Source organism: Symbiobacterium turbinis (assembly GCF_055383075.1).
In genome coordinates this window covers 2,757,293-2,778,079 of record NZ_AP042433.1, presented here as the reverse complement: position 1 = coordinate 2,778,079, position 20,787 = coordinate 2,757,293, and the positions used below count along the sequence as shown (strand labels likewise).

General features: G+C 67.1%; 17 protein-coding genes, 1 tRNA gene and 1 pseudogene. 11 read left to right on the top strand and 8 right to left on the bottom strand.

Going from position 1 to position 20,787, the window contains the following annotated elements:
- The first annotated feature begins 138 nt into the window (after window positions 1–138).
- From ACZ45O_RS13390 to ACZ45O_RS13375, 4 genes are all read left to right on the top strand, one after another.
- Window positions 139–372, top strand: a complete 234-nt coding sequence (locus ACZ45O_RS13390; protein WP_464853663.1) for a sigma factor-like helix-turn-helix DNA-binding protein — start codon at window positions 139–141, stop codon at window positions 370–372.
- Window positions 369–731: a septum formation initiator family protein gene (locus ACZ45O_RS13385; RefSeq protein ID WP_464853662.1), complete on the top strand. Its 363-nt coding sequence runs from the start codon at window positions 369–371 to the stop codon at window positions 729–731. The genes ACZ45O_RS13390 and ACZ45O_RS13385 overlap by 4 nt, the downstream gene beginning before the upstream one ends.
- A 97-nt stretch (window positions 732–828) precedes the next feature.
- A tRNA-Leu gene (locus tag ACZ45O_RS13380) sits at window positions 829–915 on the top strand.
- 307 nt (window positions 916–1,222) lie between these two features.
- Window positions 1,223–3,022 (top strand): methyl-accepting chemotaxis protein, encoded by a 1,800-nt coding sequence (locus tag ACZ45O_RS13375; protein WP_464853661.1) that lies wholly within the window; start codon window positions 1,223–1,225, stop codon window positions 3,020–3,022.
- Here ACZ45O_RS13375 and ACZ45O_RS13370 read toward each other — a convergent pair.
- Window positions 2,995–4,614, bottom strand: a complete 1,620-nt coding sequence (locus ACZ45O_RS13370; RefSeq protein ID WP_464853660.1) for an Eco57I restriction-modification methylase domain-containing protein — start codon at window positions 4,612–4,614, stop codon at window positions 2,995–2,997. The two genes, ACZ45O_RS13375 and ACZ45O_RS13370, sit on opposite strands and share 28 nt — an antisense overlap.
- A gap of 194 nt (window positions 4,615–4,808) precedes the next feature.
- Between ACZ45O_RS13370 and ACZ45O_RS13365 the strand changes: the two genes are divergently transcribed.
- A complete protein-coding gene (locus tag ACZ45O_RS13365; protein WP_464853659.1) occupies window positions 4,809–5,378 on the top strand; it encodes a restriction endonuclease in 570 nt (189 codons plus the stop codon).
- Window positions 5,379–5,459: 81 nt separating this feature from the next.
- Here ACZ45O_RS13365 and ACZ45O_RS13360 read toward each other — a convergent pair whose 3' ends face one another.
- The 3 genes from ACZ45O_RS13360 to ACZ45O_RS13350 form a co-directional block, all read right to left on the bottom strand.
- Window positions 5,460–6,428: a catechol 2,3-dioxygenase gene (locus tag ACZ45O_RS13360; protein WP_464853658.1), complete on the bottom strand. Its 969-nt coding sequence runs from the start codon at window positions 6,426–6,428 to the stop codon at window positions 5,460–5,462.
- Between the two features lie 15 nt (window positions 6,429–6,443).
- Entirely contained in the window at window positions 6,444–8,018 is a 1,575-nt protein-coding gene (locus ACZ45O_RS13355; protein ID WP_464853656.1) for a 4-hydroxyphenylacetate 3-hydroxylase N-terminal domain-containing protein, read from the bottom strand.
- Between the two features lie 125 nt (window positions 8,019–8,143).
- On the bottom strand, window positions 8,144–8,662 hold the full coding sequence (locus ACZ45O_RS13350; protein WP_464853654.1) for a histidine phosphatase family protein: 519 nt from the start codon (window positions 8,660–8,662) through the stop codon (window positions 8,144–8,146).
- A 165-nt stretch (window positions 8,663–8,827) separates the two neighbouring features.
- Between ACZ45O_RS13350 and ACZ45O_RS13345 the strand changes: the two genes are divergently transcribed.
- From ACZ45O_RS13345 to ACZ45O_RS13320, 6 genes are all read left to right on the top strand, one after another.
- Window positions 8,828–9,832: a 2-hydroxyacid dehydrogenase gene (locus tag ACZ45O_RS13345; RefSeq protein WP_464853652.1), complete on the top strand. Its 1,005-nt coding sequence runs from the start codon at window positions 8,828–8,830 to the stop codon at window positions 9,830–9,832.
- A gap of 23 nt (window positions 9,833–9,855) precedes the next feature.
- Entirely contained in the window at window positions 9,856–10,539 is a 684-nt protein-coding gene (locus ACZ45O_RS13340) for a response regulator transcription factor (protein WP_464857757.1), read from the top strand.
- A 1-nt stretch (window position 10,540) separates the two neighbouring features.
- Entirely contained in the window at window positions 10,541–11,653 is a 1,113-nt protein-coding gene (locus tag ACZ45O_RS13335) for a sensor histidine kinase (RefSeq protein ID WP_464853650.1), read from the top strand.
- Window positions 11,654–11,963: 310 nt separating this feature from the next.
- Entirely contained in the window at window positions 11,964–12,740 is a 777-nt protein-coding gene (locus tag ACZ45O_RS13330; RefSeq protein ID WP_464853648.1) for an ABC transporter ATP-binding protein, read from the top strand.
- The gene (locus tag ACZ45O_RS13325; protein ID WP_464853647.1) at window positions 12,715–14,643 is read left to right on the top strand and encodes an FtsX-like permease family protein; all 1,929 of its coding nucleotides are present in this window, start codon (window positions 12,715–12,717) and stop codon (window positions 14,641–14,643) included. Before ACZ45O_RS13330 ends, ACZ45O_RS13325 begins: the two co-directional genes overlap by 26 nt.
- A gap of 12 nt (window positions 14,644–14,655) precedes the next feature.
- Window positions 14,656–15,465, top strand: a complete 810-nt coding sequence (locus tag ACZ45O_RS13320) for a CPBP family intramembrane glutamic endopeptidase (protein WP_464853645.1) — start codon at window positions 14,656–14,658, stop codon at window positions 15,463–15,465.
- A 342-nt stretch (window positions 15,466–15,807) separates the two neighbouring features.
- Here ACZ45O_RS13320 and ACZ45O_RS13315 read toward each other — a convergent pair.
- From ACZ45O_RS13315 to ACZ45O_RS13300, 4 genes and pseudogenes are all read right to left on the bottom strand, one after another.
- Window positions 15,808–17,569, bottom strand: a pseudogene (locus ACZ45O_RS13315) (NADH-dependent [FeFe] hydrogenase, group A6).
- An 8-nt stretch (window positions 17,570–17,577) separates the two neighbouring features.
- Window positions 17,578–19,488 carry an NADH-ubiquinone oxidoreductase-F iron-sulfur binding region domain-containing protein gene (locus ACZ45O_RS13310; RefSeq protein WP_464853643.1) on the bottom strand — a complete coding sequence of 637 codons (1,911 nt, stop codon included), beginning with the start codon at window positions 19,486–19,488 and terminating at the stop codon, window positions 17,578–17,580.
- The gene (locus ACZ45O_RS13305; RefSeq protein WP_464853641.1) at window positions 19,485–20,042 is read right to left on the bottom strand and encodes an NADH-quinone oxidoreductase subunit NuoE family protein; all 558 of its coding nucleotides are present in this window, start codon (window positions 20,040–20,042) and stop codon (window positions 19,485–19,487) included. Before ACZ45O_RS13305 ends, ACZ45O_RS13310 begins: the two co-directional genes overlap by 4 nt.
- A 287-nt stretch (window positions 20,043–20,329) precedes the next feature.
- The gene (locus ACZ45O_RS13300; RefSeq protein WP_464853639.1) at window positions 20,330–20,758 is read right to left on the bottom strand and encodes a CBS domain-containing protein; all 429 of its coding nucleotides are present in this window, start codon (window positions 20,756–20,758) and stop codon (window positions 20,330–20,332) included.
- Between the last annotated feature and the right edge of the window lie 29 nt (window positions 20,759–20,787).

Genomic DNA, 20,787 nt, shown 5'->3' with positions numbered 1-20,787 from the left:
CGGCCCTTCGAGCAGGAGTTTCCCGTTTGTCGAAGAAGGTAATAAGAACGTACACAGCTTGTACCCAGGTTGTACTCAGGTTGTACACAGGGCTATCCACAGGTTGTGCATAACTGGTAGCCAGGGGCTGACGCGGCAGTGAACATCGAAATCCGCGGAGCAGAACGGCTGAGCTTCCGGGAGCGGCAGGTTGTGGTGCTGAAAGAGATGGGCTGGAGCAACGAGCAGGTCGCCAGGCGCCTCTCGCTCGCAGCCAGCACCGTCGCGACCTTGTACAACCGGGCGAAGGCCAAGGGCTACCAGGTGGTCATTGTTCTGCCGGGCGACAGTCTGGGGCTGTTTGACAGCGCCGACAGGGAGGAAGAAGAATGAGGACTCCCCATAGGCGGAGGGCGGATTCGGCGGCGACCGCGTCACAGCCAGGCCGGCGCGTCAGGGGAAATCCCCTGCGGTGGCACTGGCTGACCGGCGCGCTGATCACCGCGGTCGGAGCAGTCCTCTCGTTCGCGGCGCTGGAGCTCTACGAGGCAAAGGTGGAACTGCAGCAGGCCCTGCAGGTGCAGGCGCAGGTGGAGGCCGAGCTGAAAGCGCTGCAGGAGAAGAAGCAGCGGCTGTCGGAGACGCTGGAGCGGGTCACCAGCGACGAGTCAATGGAGCTGAAGGCGAAGCAGCTGGGGTTTACCTGGCCGGATGAACAGGTCTATCAAACGGTCATTCCCGGAATGAACTGAGCCAGGGCGTCGGTTCGGCGCCCTGTTTCCGCGCTGTCAGGAGATGGTCGGTTGAAATCGGCTGCCGGCACGTGCTAAGATGAACTGACGCGATCTGGCCCGAGTGGCGGAATGGCAGACGCACGGGACTTAAAATCCTGGGGCCGCCGCGGCCGTGCGGGTTCGAGTCCCGCCTCGGGCACCAGATGAGAGAAGGGCTGCAGGGTATTGTCCCTGCAGCCCGTCTGCGTGTCTGGTGCGGCCTTACCTATTGCCCGATAGCACAAAATAACTAATGCTGCTAATTCTACAAGTCAGCTAGAGAAACGCCGCTAACTATCGTAAAATGTGGTTCGTACGACGCACAGATGGACGGTCTTTCCAGTCGGACGGCCGTCTCTCTTGTGTATGCGCCACCGCAGCAACGATCACTGAGGGAGGCATACTTCTCTATGGGGCTCAACACTCGGCTCAGGAGCGGTTCAAGTCTACTCTTGTCATCGCTGCTCATCATGGTCTTCATTCTGTCCCTGGGGGGGCTCGGGTTTTTCGCGCTCCAACACGTCCGCGGCGAACTAAATGAAGTGGACCGGCAGCGGGAACTGGCCGGGATCGCGCAGGAGGTGCATGCGGAGCTGCTGCGCGAGGCCGGGGCCATGCGGGAGTATTTCCTGTCTGGAGACGAGCGGCACCTCGCTTGGGCGCAGGAGGCCCGCACCCGACTGACGGGATGGCTGGACGACCTCGCCGAACTGGCCACCGCCGAATCGACCCGGACGCGCATCGAACAGATGCGGAAGGACCTCGACAAGTACCATGCTGCCGCAGGCGCCCTGCCGACCCGGGCGGGTCTGCAGGCGGATGCCTCTGCCTGGCGGGACGAGCTGGCGCCCGCCCTGGAGACGATCAGCGCGCACAGCGCAGAGCTCGTTTCGGAGATGCAGCGCGATGCAGCGAACCGCGTGACGGCCGCAGAGGGCAGAGCCGCTCAGCTGCAGCTGGCCCTCCTGGTCCTGCTCGCGATCGGTCTGCTCGGCATCCTGATCGTGTCTCTGCTGACCGCCCGCACTACGAAAACCGGGATGCAGCGGCTGGCGAATGCCGCGCGGCAGATTGCCGCCGGGAACCTGGTCACCGAACGCCTGGAGGCGGGAACCGGCGGTGCGGTCGGCGACATTGCGAGGGCGATGGGCGAGATGACGGCAAACCTGCGCGAGTTGCTGCAGCAGATCAGCCAGGGCGTGGAGACGGTCATGGATGCCTCGGAACAGCTCTCCGCCGCCTCTGACGCTGCGGCCCAGGCCGCGACCAGCTCTGCGCAGGCGATCACGCAGGTCGCCGCGGGCAGCTCTGAGCAGGCCAGGGGAACCGCCGAGGCCAGGGCGCTGATGGATCAGCTCCGCGACTCCATCCGGCAGATCGCCGAAGGGGCCGGTCAGACGGCTGAAAGCGTCCAGAGCGCCGACACGCTTGTGAAGCAAATGGCCGCCAGTCTGGAGGAGATGGCGACTACGGCTACCGGCACAGCGGACCGTGGCATCAAGGCCGTTGAGCGGACACAGGCCGGGGTGGACGTTGTCGCGCGCACCCTCAGCGAGCTTGAGGAGATCGGCGACATGGTGGAGGCAGCGGCCGAACGCATCAAGCAGCTGGATCATATCTCCGGTCAGATCGGCGCGATCACGGAGGCCATTTCGGGCATTGCAGACCAGACCAACCTGCTCGCCCTGAACGCGGCCATCGAGGCGGCCCGCGCCGGAGCGCACGGCCGGGGGTTTGCCGTCGTGGCGGAAGAGGTGCGCAAGCTGGCCGAGCAATCCGCCGCCTCGGCCCGGGAGATCGCCGACCTGATTGCCCGGGTCCAGAGCGGGACGGCGGAAGCGGTCAGGGCGATGGATGCCGGCACAGAACGGGTCAGGGCCAGCAACAAACTGGCCGCCCAGGCGGGCCATGCGCTGAACGACATTCTGACGACCTTGAAGACGGCCGTGCAGCTGATGGGCGGCGTCGCCGAGGCCGCGGAGAAGGTCCGGAGCGACTCGGGCAAGGTGATCCGGACCTTCGACGAGGTCGCGGCCCTGATCGAGGAGAGCACCGCCGCCACCGAGGAGATGGCGGCCAGCGCGGCCGAGGTCACAACCATTGTGCACAACATCGCCGAGGTCTCCGGTGAGAACGCCGCCGCCGCGCAGGAGGTTTCGGCCGCGGTGGAAGAGCTGACCGCCTCATCCGAGCAGGTGGCCACATCAGCCCGGAGCCTCGCCGAGATGGCGAAGGAGCTGCGTCAGGAGTTGCAGCGCTTCACCTTCTGAACGCCTTTTCGCCATCTCCGCAAGGTCTCAACGCCCTCGCGGATCAGGTTCACCTCCTGCCGCGTTAGCTTCAGCTCTCCTTCCAGCACCGCGTCATCGCCCAGGGCAAAGGCGCCCTCCAGCCCGTCGCGCGTCCGCAGCAGCCGGTCCAGGGCGGAAAGGTGACCCGCCGGGACCTGCTGCAGGCGCGGCACCAGCACCTTGTTGGCCTCTCCGGGGATGAGGATCAGCACCCCGCCGCCCAGCGAGTGGATCTCTATCTCACAGGAGAGTAAGGTCAGGCTGTTGTACCACGAGGCGACCACCAGGGACGGGTCGACGCCCCGGGCGACGCGGCCGCACAGGAGGCTGTTGGAGGCGAGGAAGCCGCCGTCGTTCAAGACCATGATGGGGCTTTCGCTGAAGACGGAGAGCAGCAGGTCAGGCTGCTCCAGCCCGGGCACCTTGTACCAGGGCTCGCGGATCCGGCACTTGTACCGCTGATGGACCCCGGCGGCCGCGCCCTCAGCCAGGTAGCGCAGGTCGGCCGGGGTCAGGCTTTCCCGCTGAGCCGGCGGGTCGTACAGGTAGAGCCGCCGCCCCTCGGGGACAGAGCGGGTGGAGATGCCGATGGCCCTGAGCTCGCGGCCGCTGGTGAGCGCCGGCCGCAGGTGGTCCTGCGGAATCCCCCGCGCCTCGGCTTCCTCGGCGGACAGGTGGAAGAACCGCTTGTCGCCGGCGACGTAGCCGATGGAGAAGCGGCTCACCCGCCCCAGCCGTGTGAGGCGGTCGGCCAGCCGCCGCGACGAAAGCAGGGCCGTCAGCTCCGGCGCCAGCAGGGCCCTCACAAACGGACGGTCGCCCGCCACCACGTCCGCGACGGCGATCCGGGCCGTGCGGAGCGGTTGCCCGTCCAGCAAGGCATCCAGGTCTTCATAGGCCTCATAGGCGACGCTGTCGGTCGCGCCCCCGAACCCGTCCGCGAGGAGCAGCACGACATCCTGCGACAGGTCCGGGAAGAGCCGGTCGTACACGCGGATGCAGCGCAGGTGCCGGAAGTGGCCCTTCAGGTAACGCCACAGCGGCCTGGCGTACTGCACGTAGGTCAGCTCGTAGGGCAGGACGAACGCCAGCCGGCCCCCGCTGCCCAGGAAGCGGCAGGCCTGAAGCACGAAGGGCATCCAGAGGCTGCCGCTGGGGCTCATGGGCTCGCCCATCACCGCCTCGGCCACTGCCAGCGCCCGCGCCGCCGCCGGCTTCGGCAGCCTGCGCAGCCGGACGTACGGCGGGTTGCCCACGACGGCGCTGAACGCGCGCGGGAAGGGGGACCGCCCCGGCTCGGTCTCCAGGAAGTCGCCCAGGTGGGCCCGGTCGGCTGTGAGCAGCTCACGGCGGAGCACCCGGGTGAAGGCGACCTCGTCGATCTCCGCGCCGTACACCCGATCGGGCTCCAGCACCTCAGCCAGTGGCTCCAGGAAGGCCCCTTCGCCGAAGCACGGTTCCAGCACGGCGTCCGCGGGGCCGCGAACGGCCCAGCGCACCATATAATCCGCCGCGGTCCGGCTTGTGTAGAAGGCGCCGCGGGCTTTCAGCAGGAACAGACTGCCGGACAAAGGCCTGCCTCCTTCCCTTACCTGGGCCTCCTTTTCGGCGTGCGGAAGACGATCTCCTGTGGGCTTGCGGCGGCCCGGCCTGCACACAGGCGCGCTTAGAAGGAGTTGCCGGGAATTCTGGCGAACCTTAATTTGGTATGACTTGAAAGGTACAGGCTTGAATTGGATTTACTGCCTCCAGGGAGGGAATCTGCGTGTGGGCCTGGCTTGAACCGGTGGGCCGTGCGCTCTGGGAGCTGCGCTGGGCGCTGCTTCTGTACTTCGGCGGCCTGCTCATCTGCTACAAGATCATCGATTCCATCCGGTACTGGATCGGCGAGTGGCGCCGGGCCAAGGTTGAAGCCCGGTACCGCAGCGCCGACCTGGCCGCCATCGATCAGATGAACAGCCAGGAGTTCCTGCAGTACCTGGCGTTCCTCTTCCGGTCCGCAGGCTTCATCGTGCAGTTCACCCCGCCGGTGGGAAACTACGGCGTCGACCTGGTGCTGACGCACCCGACCACCGAGCAGCGGATCGCCGTGCAGGCGCACCGCGCAGACGAGCCGGTGGAGGCTGACCCTGTGCTGAACGTGCAGTCGGCGCGCGCGCTGTACGGCTGCGAGCGGGCGATGATCGTGAGCACAGGGGAGTTCACCGGGGAGGCCCGCGAGCAGGCCGAGTCCGAAGACGTGATTCTGGTCGACCGCACCCGGCTGCAGGAGTTCATGGTCCTGACGTCGCAGCCGACCGCGGCCTTGTTCGCAGTGGACGGGCGGGCGGGCTGACCGGCCCGGCCGGCGGTGAACCGGCGCTTGCGCAGAAAAACAGGAGGCCACCACGCGCTGCCGTGGTGGCCTCCTTCAGCACTAGTCTGCCGCCTCCTCCTCGGGGGCGGGGGTGCCGTACAGGAAGTACTCGGCGGGGAGCGGCGAGCCGAACCAGATGATGCCCTTGTCCAGCTCTTCCTCCCGCCAGGTGACGGGCTTCCAGTCGGGATCGAAGATGAGGTAGCCGGCGTCGCCGAACAGCTCCACGCGGTTGCCGCCGGGCTCGAACACGTACATGAAGTAGGCCTGGCTGATGCCGTGCTTGCCGGGACCGGCCTCGATGGTGATGTCGTTCTCTGCGAAGAGGTCGGCGATGTCCGAGAGGTGCTGCGGGTAGCCGTACCAGTAGCAGATGTGATGCAGGCGGCCCTTCGAGCCGGTGCGATCGCGCATGCAGGCCAACTCGTGGACCAGCGGGCTGACGCTGAGCCAGGCCCCGGCCTCCGACCCGTCGCTGAGGATGATGTGCTCCCTGAGCCGGAAGCCCAGCTGCTCCATCATAAACTCCTTGTTTGGGGTGGGGTCGCTGCAGAGCAGGTTCACGTGGTCGAGGCGGCGCACCGGCACGCCGGTGATGGGCCGCTTCTGGGGCCGGTTCTTCAGCGCGGTCTGCTTCTCGGGCGGCGCCTCGTAGTATTCCACCTCCCACAGCAGTTCCATCGGGTGGCCGTCGGGCGTGACGAACTGGAAGGCGGGGCCGTGGCCCAGGTCGCCGTCAATCCAGCCCCGTCCGGCGCCGCACGCCTGCAGCGCCTCCACCCGGCGCTGCAGCGCCTGGGGCGACGAGGTGCGCCAGGCAACGTGGCCCAGCCCCGGACGGTCCCGCTCGGTGATCTTCAGGGTGTGGTGGTAGAAGTCCTCGTAGGCCCGCAGGTAGACGGACTGTCCCTCGCGGCAGGTCTCCTCCATGCCCAGCAACTCCTTGAAGAACCAGAGCGTCGCGTCGGGCTTCGGCGTGTAGATCTCCACGTGGGCGAGCTGGGCGACGTCAAAGATGGGCTCCTTCACCGCAACCGACTCCCTTCATGGCTTCTTAGCCACCCGCGCCTCCCGGCGGCTGCGCAGGTGAAGATTGACGTCATCCGGGTTGATGAGGTCGGGCACGGTCCAGCCGGTCAGGTCGTACTCCGCCATGCACTGCTCCGCGAAGCCTTTGTAGCGCTCGGCCGCGCCGGTGGCCATGGCGGTGAAGAGGACCTCCATCCGGATGTTCTCGTGGTTCCCGGCGTAGTTGCGCTCGTAGAGCTCGTGCCGGCCGCCGAACTCCGTGCCGATGGCGTCCCAGAGCAGCTTCATGAGCTTCACGCGCTCCACGGCGTCGTACCCGCCCGACCCGCGCACGTACCGGTCGAGATACGGCCGGATCTCCGGGGTCTGGAAATCGACGGCGTGGGAGTTCAGGTAGATCAGGGCGCTGCCCAGGATCTGCTCGATGATCTCCTTGATGCGGGGGTAGCCCACGGTGGCAAACACCCGGTAGGCGAGGCCGTAGTCGGTGTTGGGCAGGACGTACCCGCCGATCCACGGATCGGGATTGCGGGCCATGGCGTCGGTGATGGCCCAGAACAGGTTGCGCCAGGCGAGGATCTCGCCGACCTGGGCCTGCACGCCCCGGAATCCTGCGGCGCCGGTGGCCTCCACCCCCTTCAGCGCCAGCCCGGCCAGGAAGTCGAGCTTGACGGCCAGGCGGACGCAGCCGTGGAAGGTGAACCGGGGGACAAAGCCCGAGAGCGGGAAGAAGTTGTTGACCTTCTCGATGTCGCCGTAGACGAACACGTTCTCCCAGGGGACCAGCACCCGGTCGAAGATGAAGATGGCGTCGTTTTCGTCCAGCCGGCTGGAGAGCGGGTAGTCGAAGGGGCTGCCCATCACCTCGGCCATCATCTGGTAGGAGGGCCGGGAGATCAGCTTCACGCCGGGCGCGTTCATCGGCACGGCGAAGATAAGCGCGAACTCCTTCTTCCCGATGGGCAGCGGGCCGTAGTGGGCGATGAAGTTGTAGTGGGTGAGGGCCGAGCCGGTGGCCACCACCTTGGCGCCGCTGACGATCAGGCCGGCGTCGGTCTCCTTCTCCACGTGCATGTATACGTCGCTGACCTCTTCGGGCGGCTTGTTGCGGTCTACGGGCGGGTTGACGATGGCATGGTTGAAGTAGAGCACCTTCTCCTGCGCTTCCCGGTACCAGCGGCGGGCGTTCTCCTGGTAGGGGTCGTAGAACTCTGCGTTGGCGCCCAGTGTGGCGAGGAAAGCCGCCTTGTAGTCGGGGCTGCGCCCCATCCAGCCGTAGGAGATGCGGGCCCAGGCGGCAATGGCGTCGCGCGCCGCCACCAGGTCTTCGGCGCTTCGGGGGGCCCGGAAGAACCGGTGCGTGTAACCGCCGGAGCCGGTGTCGGTTTCGGTGGTCAGCACGTCGCGGGTCGCAGGGTCGTGCAGGGCGTCGTACATGCGGGCGATCATGCGGGTCGCGTTGCGGAATGCAGGATGTGCGGTTATGTCTTTCACCCGCTCGCCGTACACCCAGATCTCGCGGCCGTCGCGAACCGATTCCAGGTACTCAGCGCCCGTGAGGGGCCGGGTCGGGCCGGCACGAACGCTCATGGCGCGGTGACCTCCCTTCTGCGCCCTTGGCAGGCAAGGCTTGTCGCATTGTATGGGGATTGGCCGCGCGATAGAAGAAAAAAGCCACCACGCTGGGTGGCGTGGTGGCCTCAGCTTAGAGCGTCTTACCGTTCGAACACGTACAGCAGCCCGTTGACCGCGTGGCCGAACCAGGGGCCCCTGAAACCGCGCCGCCTGAGCTCGCTGCGCAGGAAGGGCATGAGGGCGGCGTGGCTGACGACCAGGGAGTCGCTGCCGGATTGCAGCACCAGGTCGACCACGCGCCTCACCCGCTCCCGCACGGCGCGCCGGCTCTCCACGTTGGGGTGCGACTTGAAGTACCAGACGATCCGGACCAGTACGGCCCAGATGAGGAAAGGCAGCTTGATGCGGTTGCCCCGAAAGGGGTACGGCTCGATTTCACGTAACTCTTTCAGGATGATGATCTCACCCGGAAAGATCGCCCGGGCGGTCTTGATGGCCCTGGGGAGGTCGCTGCAGAAGCAGTGCTTCCAGTTGCCGCCGCTCAGATCGACGTGGCCGTATTCAATATCGGCGCTGTCATAGCCATGAAACCAATCTGCAACCTCGTCGGGCGTCACCCACGCCTTGGGGTAGGCATGTTTCACCCGAAAATGTCTCACCAGGCCAACCTTCACAGTCGAATTCACCGCTTCCCGGACGTGTTTCCATATGACGAGCATAGGACGCTCGCTGCAGGGAGACAGTTCCCTGCGTGATGAAAAAGCGAGAACTGAACGAAGTACGGAGAGGATCGCCCCGCAATCTGTCTCAGGGAGGCATGAGGCATGACGAAACCGCGCGTCCTGGTCACACGGCGAGTTCCCGAAGCGGCACAGGTTATCTTGCGCACCGCGTGCGAGGTGCACACCTGGGATCACGAGGAGGAGCCCATGCCGCAGGATGAGTTGGTGCGCGCGCTTCGGGAGTCCGATGGCGCACTGATCGTCGGCATGCATCGGATCGACGGGCCGCTCATGGACGAAGCCCCGCGCTGCCGCGTGTACGCCAACATGGCGGTGGGCTACGACAACATCGATGTGGCGGCGGCGACGGCGCGCGGCGTGCTGATCACCAACACGCCCGGGGTGCTGACGGAGACCACCGCCGACCTGGCCTTCGGGCTGATGATCGCCGCCGCCCGCCGGCTGTACGAGGGGCAGCGCATCATCCTCGAGGGCCGGTGGAAGGGCTGGTCGCCGATGTTCATGACCGGCCAGGATGTGTACGGCGCGACGCTGGGGATCATTGGGGCCGGCCGCATCGGTCAGGCGGTGGCCCGGCGGGCCCGCGGCTTTGACATGCGGATTCTTTACCACAACCGGCGGCCTGACCCCGCCTTCGAGGCAGAGGTGGGGGCATCGTACCGGCAGCTGGACGACCTGCTCAGGGAGGCCGACTTCGTGGTTGTGCTCGTGCCGCTGACGCCCGAGACCCGCGGGCTCATCGGCGCGCGGGAGCTGGCGCTGATGAAGCCTACGGCGGTGCTGGTCAATGCCGCCCGCGGGCCGGTGGTGGACGAGCGGGCCCTGTACGCGGCCCTGCGGGACCGCCGCATCTGGGCCGCGGGGCTCGACGTGTTCGACGAGGAGCCGGTTTCCCCCGACCACCCGCTGCTCTCGCTGCCTAACGTGACGGCGGTGCCGCACATCGGTTCAGCCTCGGTGCGCACCCGCACCCGGATGGCCGAGCTGGCGGCCGAAAACCTGGTGGCCGCCCTCACGGGGCGGCAGCCGCCCACCCCCGTCAACCCGGAGGTGCTCCGTCAGTGGCGAAAGGAGAGGTGGCCGTGACCGAGGGGCGCCGTTTTCGCATCATGATCGTCGAGGACGATGAGAAGATCGCGTCCATTCTGGCCGACGAGTTTGTCCGCTATGGGTACGACGTCGTGCTGGCGCGCGACTACGCCAACATCAAAGCGGAATTTGTGGAGGCCAGGCCCGACGTGGTGCTCCTGGACATCAACCTGCCCCGCTACGACGGCTACTACTGGTGCCGGCAGATTCGCACCGTCTCGCGGGTGCCCATCCTGTTCATCTCCGCGCGCTCGGATCAGATGGACCAGGTGCGTGCCATCGAGCACGGGGCAGACGACTACATCACCAAGCCCTTCAACCTGGAGCTGGCCCTCGCCAAGGTAAAGGCGGCCATCCGCCGGGCTTACGGGGAGTACGCTGCCGGCGGCGAGGCCGACCTGCTCAGCGCCGGGCCGCTGCTGCTCGACCGCGCGACGAACCGGGTCAGCCGGGGAGACCGGGCGGTGGAGCTGAGCCCGAAGGAGTTCCGGCTGCTCTGGTGCCTGGCCCGGCGGGCGGGCGAGATTGTCAGCCGGGAGACGCTCCTGGAGGAGCTCTGGGACGACACCGAGTTCGTCGACGACAACACCCTCACGGTGAACGTGACGCGGGTGCGCCGCCGGCTGGAGGATCTGGGACTCGCCGACATGATCGAGACCAAGCGGGGCCAGGGCTACCGGCTGAACCCGGGCGGGGGGGAGTGAGGTGCGCTTCTCGCAGTTCCTTCGGGACCGGATCGCCTACATCGTGGTCTACGTGGCCTTCGCCGTCCTGGCCCTGGTGGTGGTTCAGCTGGACCTGATGCTCTCCGGCGCGAGCCTGCAGTTCGTGAACCTGCTCTACATCCTGCTTCTCGGGCTGGTGGGGCTCGTGCTCTTCCTCTGGTGGGAGTATCAGCGGCTGGCCCCCTTTTACAGCCACCTGGCCGGGCTGTCGGGGAAGGAGCCGATTGCGGAGCTCGCGGTGCTGCCCGCCCCGCAGACGAAGGAGGGGGAGTTGCTGGCCGAGGCATGGAGCCGCATGTACGGCCGGCTGAGCGGCGAACTGGCCGCCGAACGGGAGCGGGGGCAGAAGAATGTCAGCCTGGTGACCCAGTGGGCGCACCACATGAAGACCCCGGTCTCGGTGGTGGATCTGCTCCTGCAGCGGGCCCAGCCGGACGGGTGGCCGGAGGAGGCCAGGGCCCTGGCGGCCAGCGTGGCGGAGGAGAACCAGCGGCTCCAGCATTCGCTGCAGATGCTGCTGAACACCGTGCGCCTTCAGGACTTTGCCGGGGACCTGCGTGCCGAGCGGCTGGACCTGGAGGCTCTGGTGCGGCGGGTCGTCAACGACCACAAGCGGGAGTTCATCGCGCGGCGGGTTTACCCCCAGGTGCGCGCTGAGGGGGATTCCGGGCGACCCTGGCTTGTGGAGAGCGACCGCAAGTGGCTGCGCTTCGTGCTGGAGCAGGTGCTGAGCAACGCCCTGAAGTACGCAGCCCGGCCTCCGGAGGGCGATGAGGAGGGCCGGGTGCTCTTCCGCCTGCGCCGGGAGGGCGCCGATGTGGTGCTGGAGATCGCCGACAACGGCGTCGGGATTCCGCCGGAGGACCTGGGCCGGGTCTTCGACCCCTTCTTCACCGGGCTGAACGGACGCGCCTTCCCGCAGGCGACGGGGATGGGGCTCTACCTGGCCCGTGAGGTGTGCCGGCGGCTGGGGCACGAGCTGAGTCTGGATTCGGCCCCGGGAAAGGGCACAACGGTGCGGCTCCGCATCGCCGCCCCGCAGACTCTATTCGCCGGCGTGCGGGACATCCTGACTGATGTGACGGAGCCGTAAGGTCAGGCTACTTTGGGGTCACATCCGGTCCCAGTCCCCGATTGCGTACGCGGCTGCCTGCTCCGCCTGGTGTCCGCACACATCAATCATGCCGGTCTCCCCTGTCCACCGATTGTGCTGCGGCGCCACCAGGTGTTGCTTCTGCTCAAGCTGCTGATTCCCTGTGCTCACCCTCGCAGGGCCCGGGTAGCTTACGGCTCACATGACAAGACCGTAAGGTTCAAATGCTGAACTGAAAGGTGAATCCAAGGAAGTTCCCTGCCAGCACCGTTACACTGAAGCCTGAACAGTAGAACGGGGAGGCAGCATGATGCTGGTTCTCGAAGCCAAAGGTCTCACCAAGGTGTACGGCGGCCGGGGCAAGGTGGCCACGCGCGCTCTCAACAACCTCTCCCTCCAGGTGAGGAAGGGCGAGTTCCTCGGCATTATGGGGCCGTCGGGCAGCGGCAAGACGACCCTCCTGAACCTGCTGGCCACCATCGACCGGCCGACCTCGGGCAGCGTGGCGATCGAGGGCACCGACGTCGGCCAGCTGCGGGGCGAGAAACTGGCGCTGTTCCGCCGCCGGCGGCTGGGCTTCGTCTTCCAGGACTATAACCTGCTGGACAGCCTCACCATCGGGGAGAACATCGCGCTGCCGCTGGTGCTCGACAGGGTGCCCGTGAACATCATCAAGGAGAGGCTCCGGCTGCTGGCGGCGCAGCTGGGGATCGACGACATTCTCGGCAAGTACCCCTACGAGGTCTCGGGCGGCCAGCAGCAGCGGGCGGCGGCGGCCCGGGCGATTATCCACGAACCGGCCGTCATCCTGGCCGACGAGCCCACCGGCAACCTGGATTCCCGGTCTGCGAAGGACCTGATGGAGACCCTGGTGATGCTCAACAGCATGGCCGGGGTGACCATCGTCATGGTGACCCATGACGCCTTTGCGGCGAGCCACTGCCAGCGCATCCAGTTCATCCGGGACGGCCAGCTCTACACCGAGATCCGCCGGGGCGAGAGCCGCGAGGCCTTCTTCCAGCAGATCCTGGACGTGCTGTCGCTGATGGGAGGTGGCCGGGGTGAGCCTCTGGCAAATCGCGGCTAGAAACGTCTGGCGGAACCGGGGACGCTACCTGGCTTACCTGGGGAGCGCGGCCTTCGCGGTGATGATCTACTTCATCTACACCGCCCTGGCCCGGCACCCGCAGCTACAGGGGGACTACGCCGGCGCCTGGGGCGTCAGCGAGGGCATCCGGGCGGCCTCGGTGCTCATCGCCGGTATCACCTTCTTGTTCCTCATGACCTCCAACGCGGCGTTCGTCCGCTCCCGCAAGAAGGAGTTCGGCCTCTGGAGCCTGATGGGGGTCACGCGCGGGCAACTGATGGCCGTGGTCCTCTGGGAGAGCCTCTTCATCGGGGCCGCGGCCCTGGCCATCGGGCTCGGCTTCGGCCTGCTCTTCCTGCGGCTGTTCTTCATGGCGATAAGCGTGCTCCTGCGGCTGCCGGAGGCGCTGCCCATCTACGCGGGCCCGCCTGTCTGGGTGCAGACACTGGCCGTCTTCGGCGCCTTCTTCGCATTCGTCTCGGTCTACTCGCTGATCGACATCGTGCGCAGCACGGTGATCGACCTGATCCGGGCCGAGCGCAAGCCCAGGGCGGCGCCCACGTTCCGGTGGTGGAAGGCCCTGCTGGGGCTCCTGCTCGTGGTGCTCGGGTACGCCTGGGCCAGCGCCCCGTCACCCACCGCCATCATCCTCGGGGTGGTTCCGGTGACCATCATGGTCTCCCTGGGCACCGTCTTCCTCATGCAGGAGGGCAGCATCGCCGTGCTGAGCTGGCTCCGGCGGCGGGAGGGCTTCTACTACCGGACGTCGCCCTTCCTCACCGTCAGTCACCTGCAGTTCAAGCTGCAGGAGAACGCCCGGGTGCTGGCCAACACGGCCGTGGCCATCGCCGTCATCCTCACCGCCGTGAGCACGATCTACACGCTCCTGGTGGTCTTCGCGCACGAGGCGCAGGTCAGCCACCCGCGGACCTTCCAGCTGGTCGAGCCGGTCCGGGGCGAGTCGGCGACAGAGATGGTGGAGGCGGAACTGCGCCGGCACGGCGTGGGGGAATGGGTGCGCACCGATCTGGTGACAGTGCGTGGGGAGCTGGACACAGACCTTTCCGTCTTCCTGGTTCCGTACTCCCTCTATTCCAAGACGCCGCCGGGGTCGGATCAGGTGCGCCCGCTGCCTGACGTTGAGGGAGACGGGGCCCTGCTGGCCCATCCGTACACCCTCCTGGATCCCACGATTCAAGACTGGAACCCCAAACCGCGGGAGCTGGCCGTGGGGGAGCAGATCTATTCGCTGGCCGTGGCCCCCGATTTCAGTGGCCTGCCGGTGAATGAGAACGGAGGGGTCCGGCACGTCCTCGTGCTGCCGGACGCGCTGTTCGACCAGATCGTGGCTGCCAGCGCGGAGGAGCAGCGGGTCCGGGTCACGATGTGGGATGTGGCGCACTGGCGCGGCCGGGAGGCCGCGGCGGCCGCGGACGCCCTCCTCAGCCGTTTCTACAGCCTGGACCAGGGCGTCCTCTTCTCGTCTGCCATTCCGGAGTACCAGCGCTCGGTCTCGGGCTGGGGCCTCGCCCTGTTCGTGGGCGTCTTCGTCTCGCTGGTCTTCTTCGCCACCAGTTGCAGCGTGCTCTACTTCCGGCTTTTCACGGAAGTGGACGAGGACCGGCGCCACTTCAGGCGGCTGCAGCACCTGGGCGTGAGCCGGGCGGAGCTGCGCAGGGTGTCGCTGAGCCAGACCCAGGTCATCTTCTTCGTGCCGTTCCTGGTCGGCCTGATGCACTCGACCTTTGCGATGAGGGCGCTGGGGACCCTCGTACAGCGGTCGGTGCTGCATTACGGGTGGCTGGTCGCCCTCTGCTACCTGGGGCTGTACATCCTGTACTACGCGGTGACCTACGCCTTCTACTGGCGCACGCTCTCGGGCGGAAACGCCCGGGTCGCGTGAGGGGGGCACCGGATGCTGAGGCTGAACGACAGGGCACAGGCGGTCCTCTACATCGTGCTCGTGCTGGGCGGGGCTGTGGGTGTGGTCGTCATGTCGTGGTACCGGCTTCTGATGTTCGTCCCCACCCTGGCTGCGCTGGTGATGATGTTGCTCATCGGCCGCGACGGATACACCCGCAATGGGTGGCGCCGCCTGGGCCTGGGCCGGGCCGGCGTGCGGGCGTGGGCCGCGGCCGTCCTGCTGCCCATCGCCGCACTGGGCAGCGGCTATCTGGCCGCCGTCGCCACAGGGCTCGCCACCTACGCACCACTGCCGGGAATGTCGGGTCTCTCCCTGATTCTGAACTACCTGGTGCTGGTGGCCTTCTACACCTTCACCTTTTCCCTGGGCGAGGAGCTGGGCTGGCGGGGCTACCTGGTGCCCCGGCTGATGGCCTTCGGCCGGATGCGGGGCCACCTGATCGGTGGCTTGGCCTGGGCCGCGTTTCACTACCCGGTCATGTTTCTCTCCGATCTCTACCTGGCGGAGGGGAACCCCGTTCTGAACGTGTTGTCATTCACGCTCATGGTCCTGATTCTGAGCGTGGTCATGGGCGAGCTGCGGCTCTCCACCGGAAGCGTCTGGCCGATCTCGCTGATGCACTCTGCGCACAACGCGCTGAACGAGCTGGTCGGCCAGGGGCTCCAGGTGACGGCGCCGCTCGGGCTGTACCTGGTGGGGGAGACCGGGCTCGCGACGATCGTGGTATACCTGGCGGCTGCCCTCTGGCTCCTGCGCATGCGCCGGAGCCGCCCGGCCCTGAACGTGCGACGCGCAGCCTGACGGCATGTGTGCCAGGAGACGCGACCAGGGGCGCGGCGCCCTGATGTGCCTTCTCCTGGGGGCCTGACGGCCGGCGAAGGGTGTCTCGCCACCACAGCGTACAGGTGGTAAGAATGTGCATTTCCGTGAACGCCAGGCAGGACCAGGGCTGGCGGGAACTCGTTGCCGGAAACGCATGTGGCACGAGGGTTTGAGGGAAGTGCACATTCGTCCCGCAGCGCCCGCGCAGTCCGCTTGTGGAGGCGCCCGGGGGCTTTGTGTCACCTGCCGGCCACACGAAGCAGAAGGCCCTCCCTGCGGTTTCCCGCGGGGAGGGCCTTCTGCCGCGTCTGGTCTGGCATGCTACCGGCGACGAACGCCGGCGGGAACCCTTGCGTGGTAATGGGTGTGCAGGAGCTGGTGGGCCCGCTCGCTGCCAGGCTTCTCGAGGTACTCGGCGTACAGCTGCTGTATCGCCGGGTTCTCGTGGGAGCGGCGCAGCGTCATGCGCTCGTCGATGGTGTAGAGCGAGGCGATGCGCGCGAGCCGGACCTCATCCAGGGCTTCGGGGCCCCTGGCGGGAATCGGCTGGCCGCCGCCGCCGATGCAGCCGCCCGGGCAGCCCATGATCTCGATGAAGTGGTAGTCCTTCTGGCCGGTGGAGACCTGCTCCATCAGCCAGCCGGCGGCCGCGAGCCCGTTGGCGACGGCCACGTTGAGGCTCGTGCCGTTCAGCGAGACCGTGGCCTCGCGCACCTGGAACGGGATGCCCCGCACCTCCTGGAACTCGATCTTCGGCGAGGGGCTGTCGGGCTCCAGCCAGGCGGCTGCGGTGCGCAGGGCCGCCTCCATGACGCCGCCGGTGGTGCCGAAGATGGTGCCCGCGCCGGTTCCGATGCCGAGGGGGCTGTCAAACTCCTCCTCCGGCAGGTCGGGCAGGTGGATGCCGGCCTGGCGGAACATGCGGGCCAGCTCCCGGGTGGTCAGCACGTAGTCGACGTCCTGGTACCCGGAGGAGTTCATCTCGGGCCGGTTGGCCTCGTACTTCTTGGCGGTGCACGGCATGATGGAGACCACGACGATGTTCGCCGGATCGATGCCGCTCTTCTCCGCGTAGTAGGTCTTGGCCAGCGCGCCGAACATCTGCTGCGGCGACTTGCAGGAGGAGAGGTTCTCCAGCACGCCCGGGAAGAAGTGCTCGGCGTACTTGATCCAGCCCGGCGAGCAGGAGGTGATCAGCGGGAGTGGACCGCCGCTCTGGAGCCGCTGGATGCAGCTCGGTCGCCTCTTCCATGATCGTCAGGTCTGCGGAGAACACGGTGTCGAAGACCTGGTCGAAGCCCAGCCGACGCAGCCCCGCCACCATCTGGCCGGTGGAGACCGAGCCGGGCGGGAGGCCGAACGGCTCGCCGATGGAGACCCGGATGGCCGGGGCGGTCTGCACGACCACGTGCTTGTTGGGATCGAGCAGGGCCCGCCAGACGGCCTCGGTCTCGTCGAACTCGGTCAGGGCGCCTGTGGGGCAGACCAGGGTGCACTGGCCGCACAGGGCGCAGGCCGCCTCGCTGAGCGAGACGTCGAAGAACGGGCTGACCCGCGACTCGAAACCGCGGCCGGTGACCGAGATGGCCGAAACCCCCTGGACCTCGCGGCAGACGGCCACGCAGCGCTGGCAGAGCACGCACTTGGAGCTGTCCACCGCGATGGCGCCGGAGCCCACGTCCAGGTGCGCTTCGTGGTGAGCCCCCTGCAGCGGGATCTGGCTGACGCCGTGGTCGTGGGCCAGCTGCATGAGTTCGCAGTTGGACGCACGCAGGCAGGTGGGGCACTCGATGTTGTGGTCGGAGAGCAGCAGCTCCAGGACCAGCTTGCGGGCCTCGCGGACCGTCGGGGTGTTGGTGCGGACCACCATCCCCTCGGTGCAGGGCACGGTGCAGGCGGTCTGCAGCCCGCGCGCCCCTTCCACCTCCACCAGGCACATGCGGCAGGCCCCGATCTGGTTGATCTCCTTCAGATAGCAGAGCGTCGGAATGCGGATGCCGTTCTGGCGCGCCGCCTCCAGAATCGTGGTTCCGGGTTCAACCGAGACGGGGCGCCGGTCGATGGTCAGATTGATCACGCGCAGCACCCCCCTTAGTGTACGACCGCGTTGAACTTACAGACGACGGCGCAGTTGCCGCACTTGATGCAGAGCTCGGGGTCGATGACGAACGTCTCGGGCTTGCGGACCTCGCCGCTGATGGCGTCGACAGGGCAGTTCCGGGCGCAGAGGTTGCACGCCTTGCACAGCTCCTGGTCGATGCGGAACACGGTGAGCGCCTTGCAGCGGCCCGCCGGGCAGTGCTTGTCGCGGACGTGGGCCTCGTACTCCTCACGGAAGTAGCGCAGGGTGGAGAGCACCGGGTTCGGCGCCGTCTGCCCGAGGCCGCACAGCGCGGTGGACTTGATGCCCTGCGCCAGCCGCTCCAGCTCGTCCAGGTCCTCCATGGTGCCCTCGCCCTCGACGATGCGGTCCAGAATCTCCAGCATGCGCTTCGTGCCGATGCGGCAGGGCGGGCACTTGCCGCAGGACTCGTCCTGGGTGAACTGGAGGTAGAAGCGGGCCACGTCCACCATGCAGGAGAGATCGTCCATGACGATGAGTCCGCCCGAACCCATCATCGACCCGGCCGCGGTGAGCGACTCGAAATCCATCGGGATATCCAGCATGTGCGCGGGGATGCAGCCGCCGGAAGGACCGCCGGTCTGCGCCGCCTTGAACGGCCGCCCCTTCGGGATGCCGCCGCCCATGCCGTAGACGATGTCGCGGAGCGTGGTGCCCATGGGCACCTCGACCAGGCCGGTGTTCATCACGTTGCCGGCCACGGCGAAGACCTTGGTGCCGGGCGAGTCGTGCGTGCCCACGCTGCGGAACGCCTCGGCCCCGTAAAGGACGATGTACGGGACGTTGGCGTAGGTCTCGACGTTGTTGTTGAGCGTGGGCTTACCCCACAGCCCCTTCTGGGCCGGGTAGGGCGGCCGGGGCCGGGGCAGGCCGCGCTGGCCCTCGATCGAGGCGATCAGAGCCGTCTCCTCGCCGCAGACGAAGGCGCCGGCGCCCAGACGGATGTCGATGTCGAAGCTGAAGTCGGTGCCGAAGATGCGCTCGCCAAGCAGGCCGCGCTCACGGGCCTGCTGGATGGCGATCTCCAGGCGGTGCACCGCCACCGGATACTCGGCCCGGACGTAGATGTAACCGTGCTGTGCGCCGATGGCGTACCCCGCGATCGCCATGGCCTCGAGGATGGCATGGGGATCACCCTCCAGGATCGAGCGGTCCATGAACGCGCCGGGGTCGCCCTCGTCGGCGTTGCAGAGAACGTACTTGGTGTCGCCCTCGACGGCGGCCGCAAGCTCCCACTTCCGGCCGGTGGGGAAACCGCCGCCGCCCCGGCCCCGCAGGCCCGAGCGCTTCAGCTCGTCGATCACCTGCGCCGGGGTCATCTCCAGGACTGCCTTGGCCAGGGCGAAGTAGCGGTCACCCGCGATGGCCTCCTCGATGCACTCGGGGTTGATGAGTCCGCAGTTCCGGAGGGCGGTGCGGTGCTGCCCCTTGTAGAAGGGCTGATCCATCATCTTCTCGATGCGCTGCTTCTCCCGGGGATTGGGGGCGTACAGCAGGGCCTGCACGGGCTTGCCGCCCAGCACGTGATCGCGGATGATGTACGGCGCGTGCTGCGGCCGGACCTCGCAGTAGAAGGTCTGGCCGGGGTGAATCACGACCACCGGGCCCACCCGGCAGAAGCCGAAGCAGCCCACGGGCACGACCTTCACCCGGTCGGTCAGACCGTGCTCCTCCACGGCAGCCTGCAGGGCCTCCACGGTGCTCATGGACTTGTTCGACTGGCAGCCCGTGCCCGAGCAGACGAGAATCTGGACCTCGGGCGCCTCCGCGAGGTTCACGGCCTCGGCGTGGCGCAGGGCGATGTCGCCGGCCCGCAGAGCCCGCACGGCTTCCAGGTCTGCGAGGGAGCGGATCCGCTCAGGGGTATGAACGGTGGTCACTGCGATTCACCTCCCACGGTGGCGACCGCGGCCCCGGCCTCCGCCTGGTCGGCGGCGGCCCGCTCCCGCAGCTCCGCCACGAGCTTCAGGGCGTCGCTCTCGGTGAGCTTGCCGTGTACCTCGCCGGCGACGGTGACGACGGGCGCCAGTCCGCACGCGCCCACGCACCGGCACACGTCCAGCGAGAAGAGCCCGTCAGGGGTGACCTGCCCGGGCTGAATGCCCAGCTCCTTCTCGAAGAGCTCGAGAATGCGGCCGGCCCCCTGCACGTAGCAGGCCGTACCCATGCAGACGTTGATCGGGTACTTGCCCACGGGCGTGAGGGTGAAGTAGTTGTAGAAAGTCACCACACCGTAGACCTCGCTGGGAGGCACACCGAGTGCGGCTGCCACGTGGTGCTGTACCTCCTCGGGCAGATAGCCGAAGAGCTGCTGAGCCCGGTGGAGCACAGCGATGAGAAAGTCGGCTGATGAATGCCCATCCTGGATGAAGGCATCCAGTTCGGCAAACCGGGGATCATCGGGTGTGATGCCCTTGCAAGCCGAACACGTCATGACGCACACCACCTTTGCGAGAACAGGGATGGCTTCGTTTGTGAAATCACGAACTCGACCTCACTTTGATGGTAAATCACCGTACGGTGTGCGACAAGGACATGGGAGGGTTATCTTTTAGTTATCCCATTTACAAAGTGTCATGATACGAGAGGGCTGTCCAGAGTGCGCGCGTATAGCACTTGAGCCCTAGTCCCCCTATGGCGGGGGCCTAGTCGCGCTGCACCCGGGCAAATCGGAAGCGGCCCCCTCGCGCTGCGAGGGGGCCGCCGTGATGAACGAAAGGGCTATTGCTCTCCGATGAGGCGATCGACGACGGCGGACCGCAGGAGGTAGCCCACCGGCCGGCCGTCGACCAGCACCGGCAGCACCTTGCGGTGGTTCTGTACCATCAGCTCGGCGGCCTCCTCCAGGGGGCTGTCCGGTCCGATGGTGTCCAGCTCCCGGGTCACTACCTCCCGCAGCGACTGCACCATCAGCACATGGCGGCCGGCGCCCCGTATCCAGTGCGGCACCGACTCGCTGCGCTCGCGTGTCGCGCGGTAGATGAGGCGGATCAGGTCGCCCTCCGTGACCAGCCCGTACAGCGTACCGTCCGATCGCACCACGGGCACGAAGGGGGTCCCCTGCGTCCGCATCGACTGGAGCGCCATAAAGATCGGGTCGTTGGGGGACAGCGGCTCGACCTGGATCATGGCATCACGCACCAGGGTCATCAGGCTGCACACTCCTTCGTTCATCACGA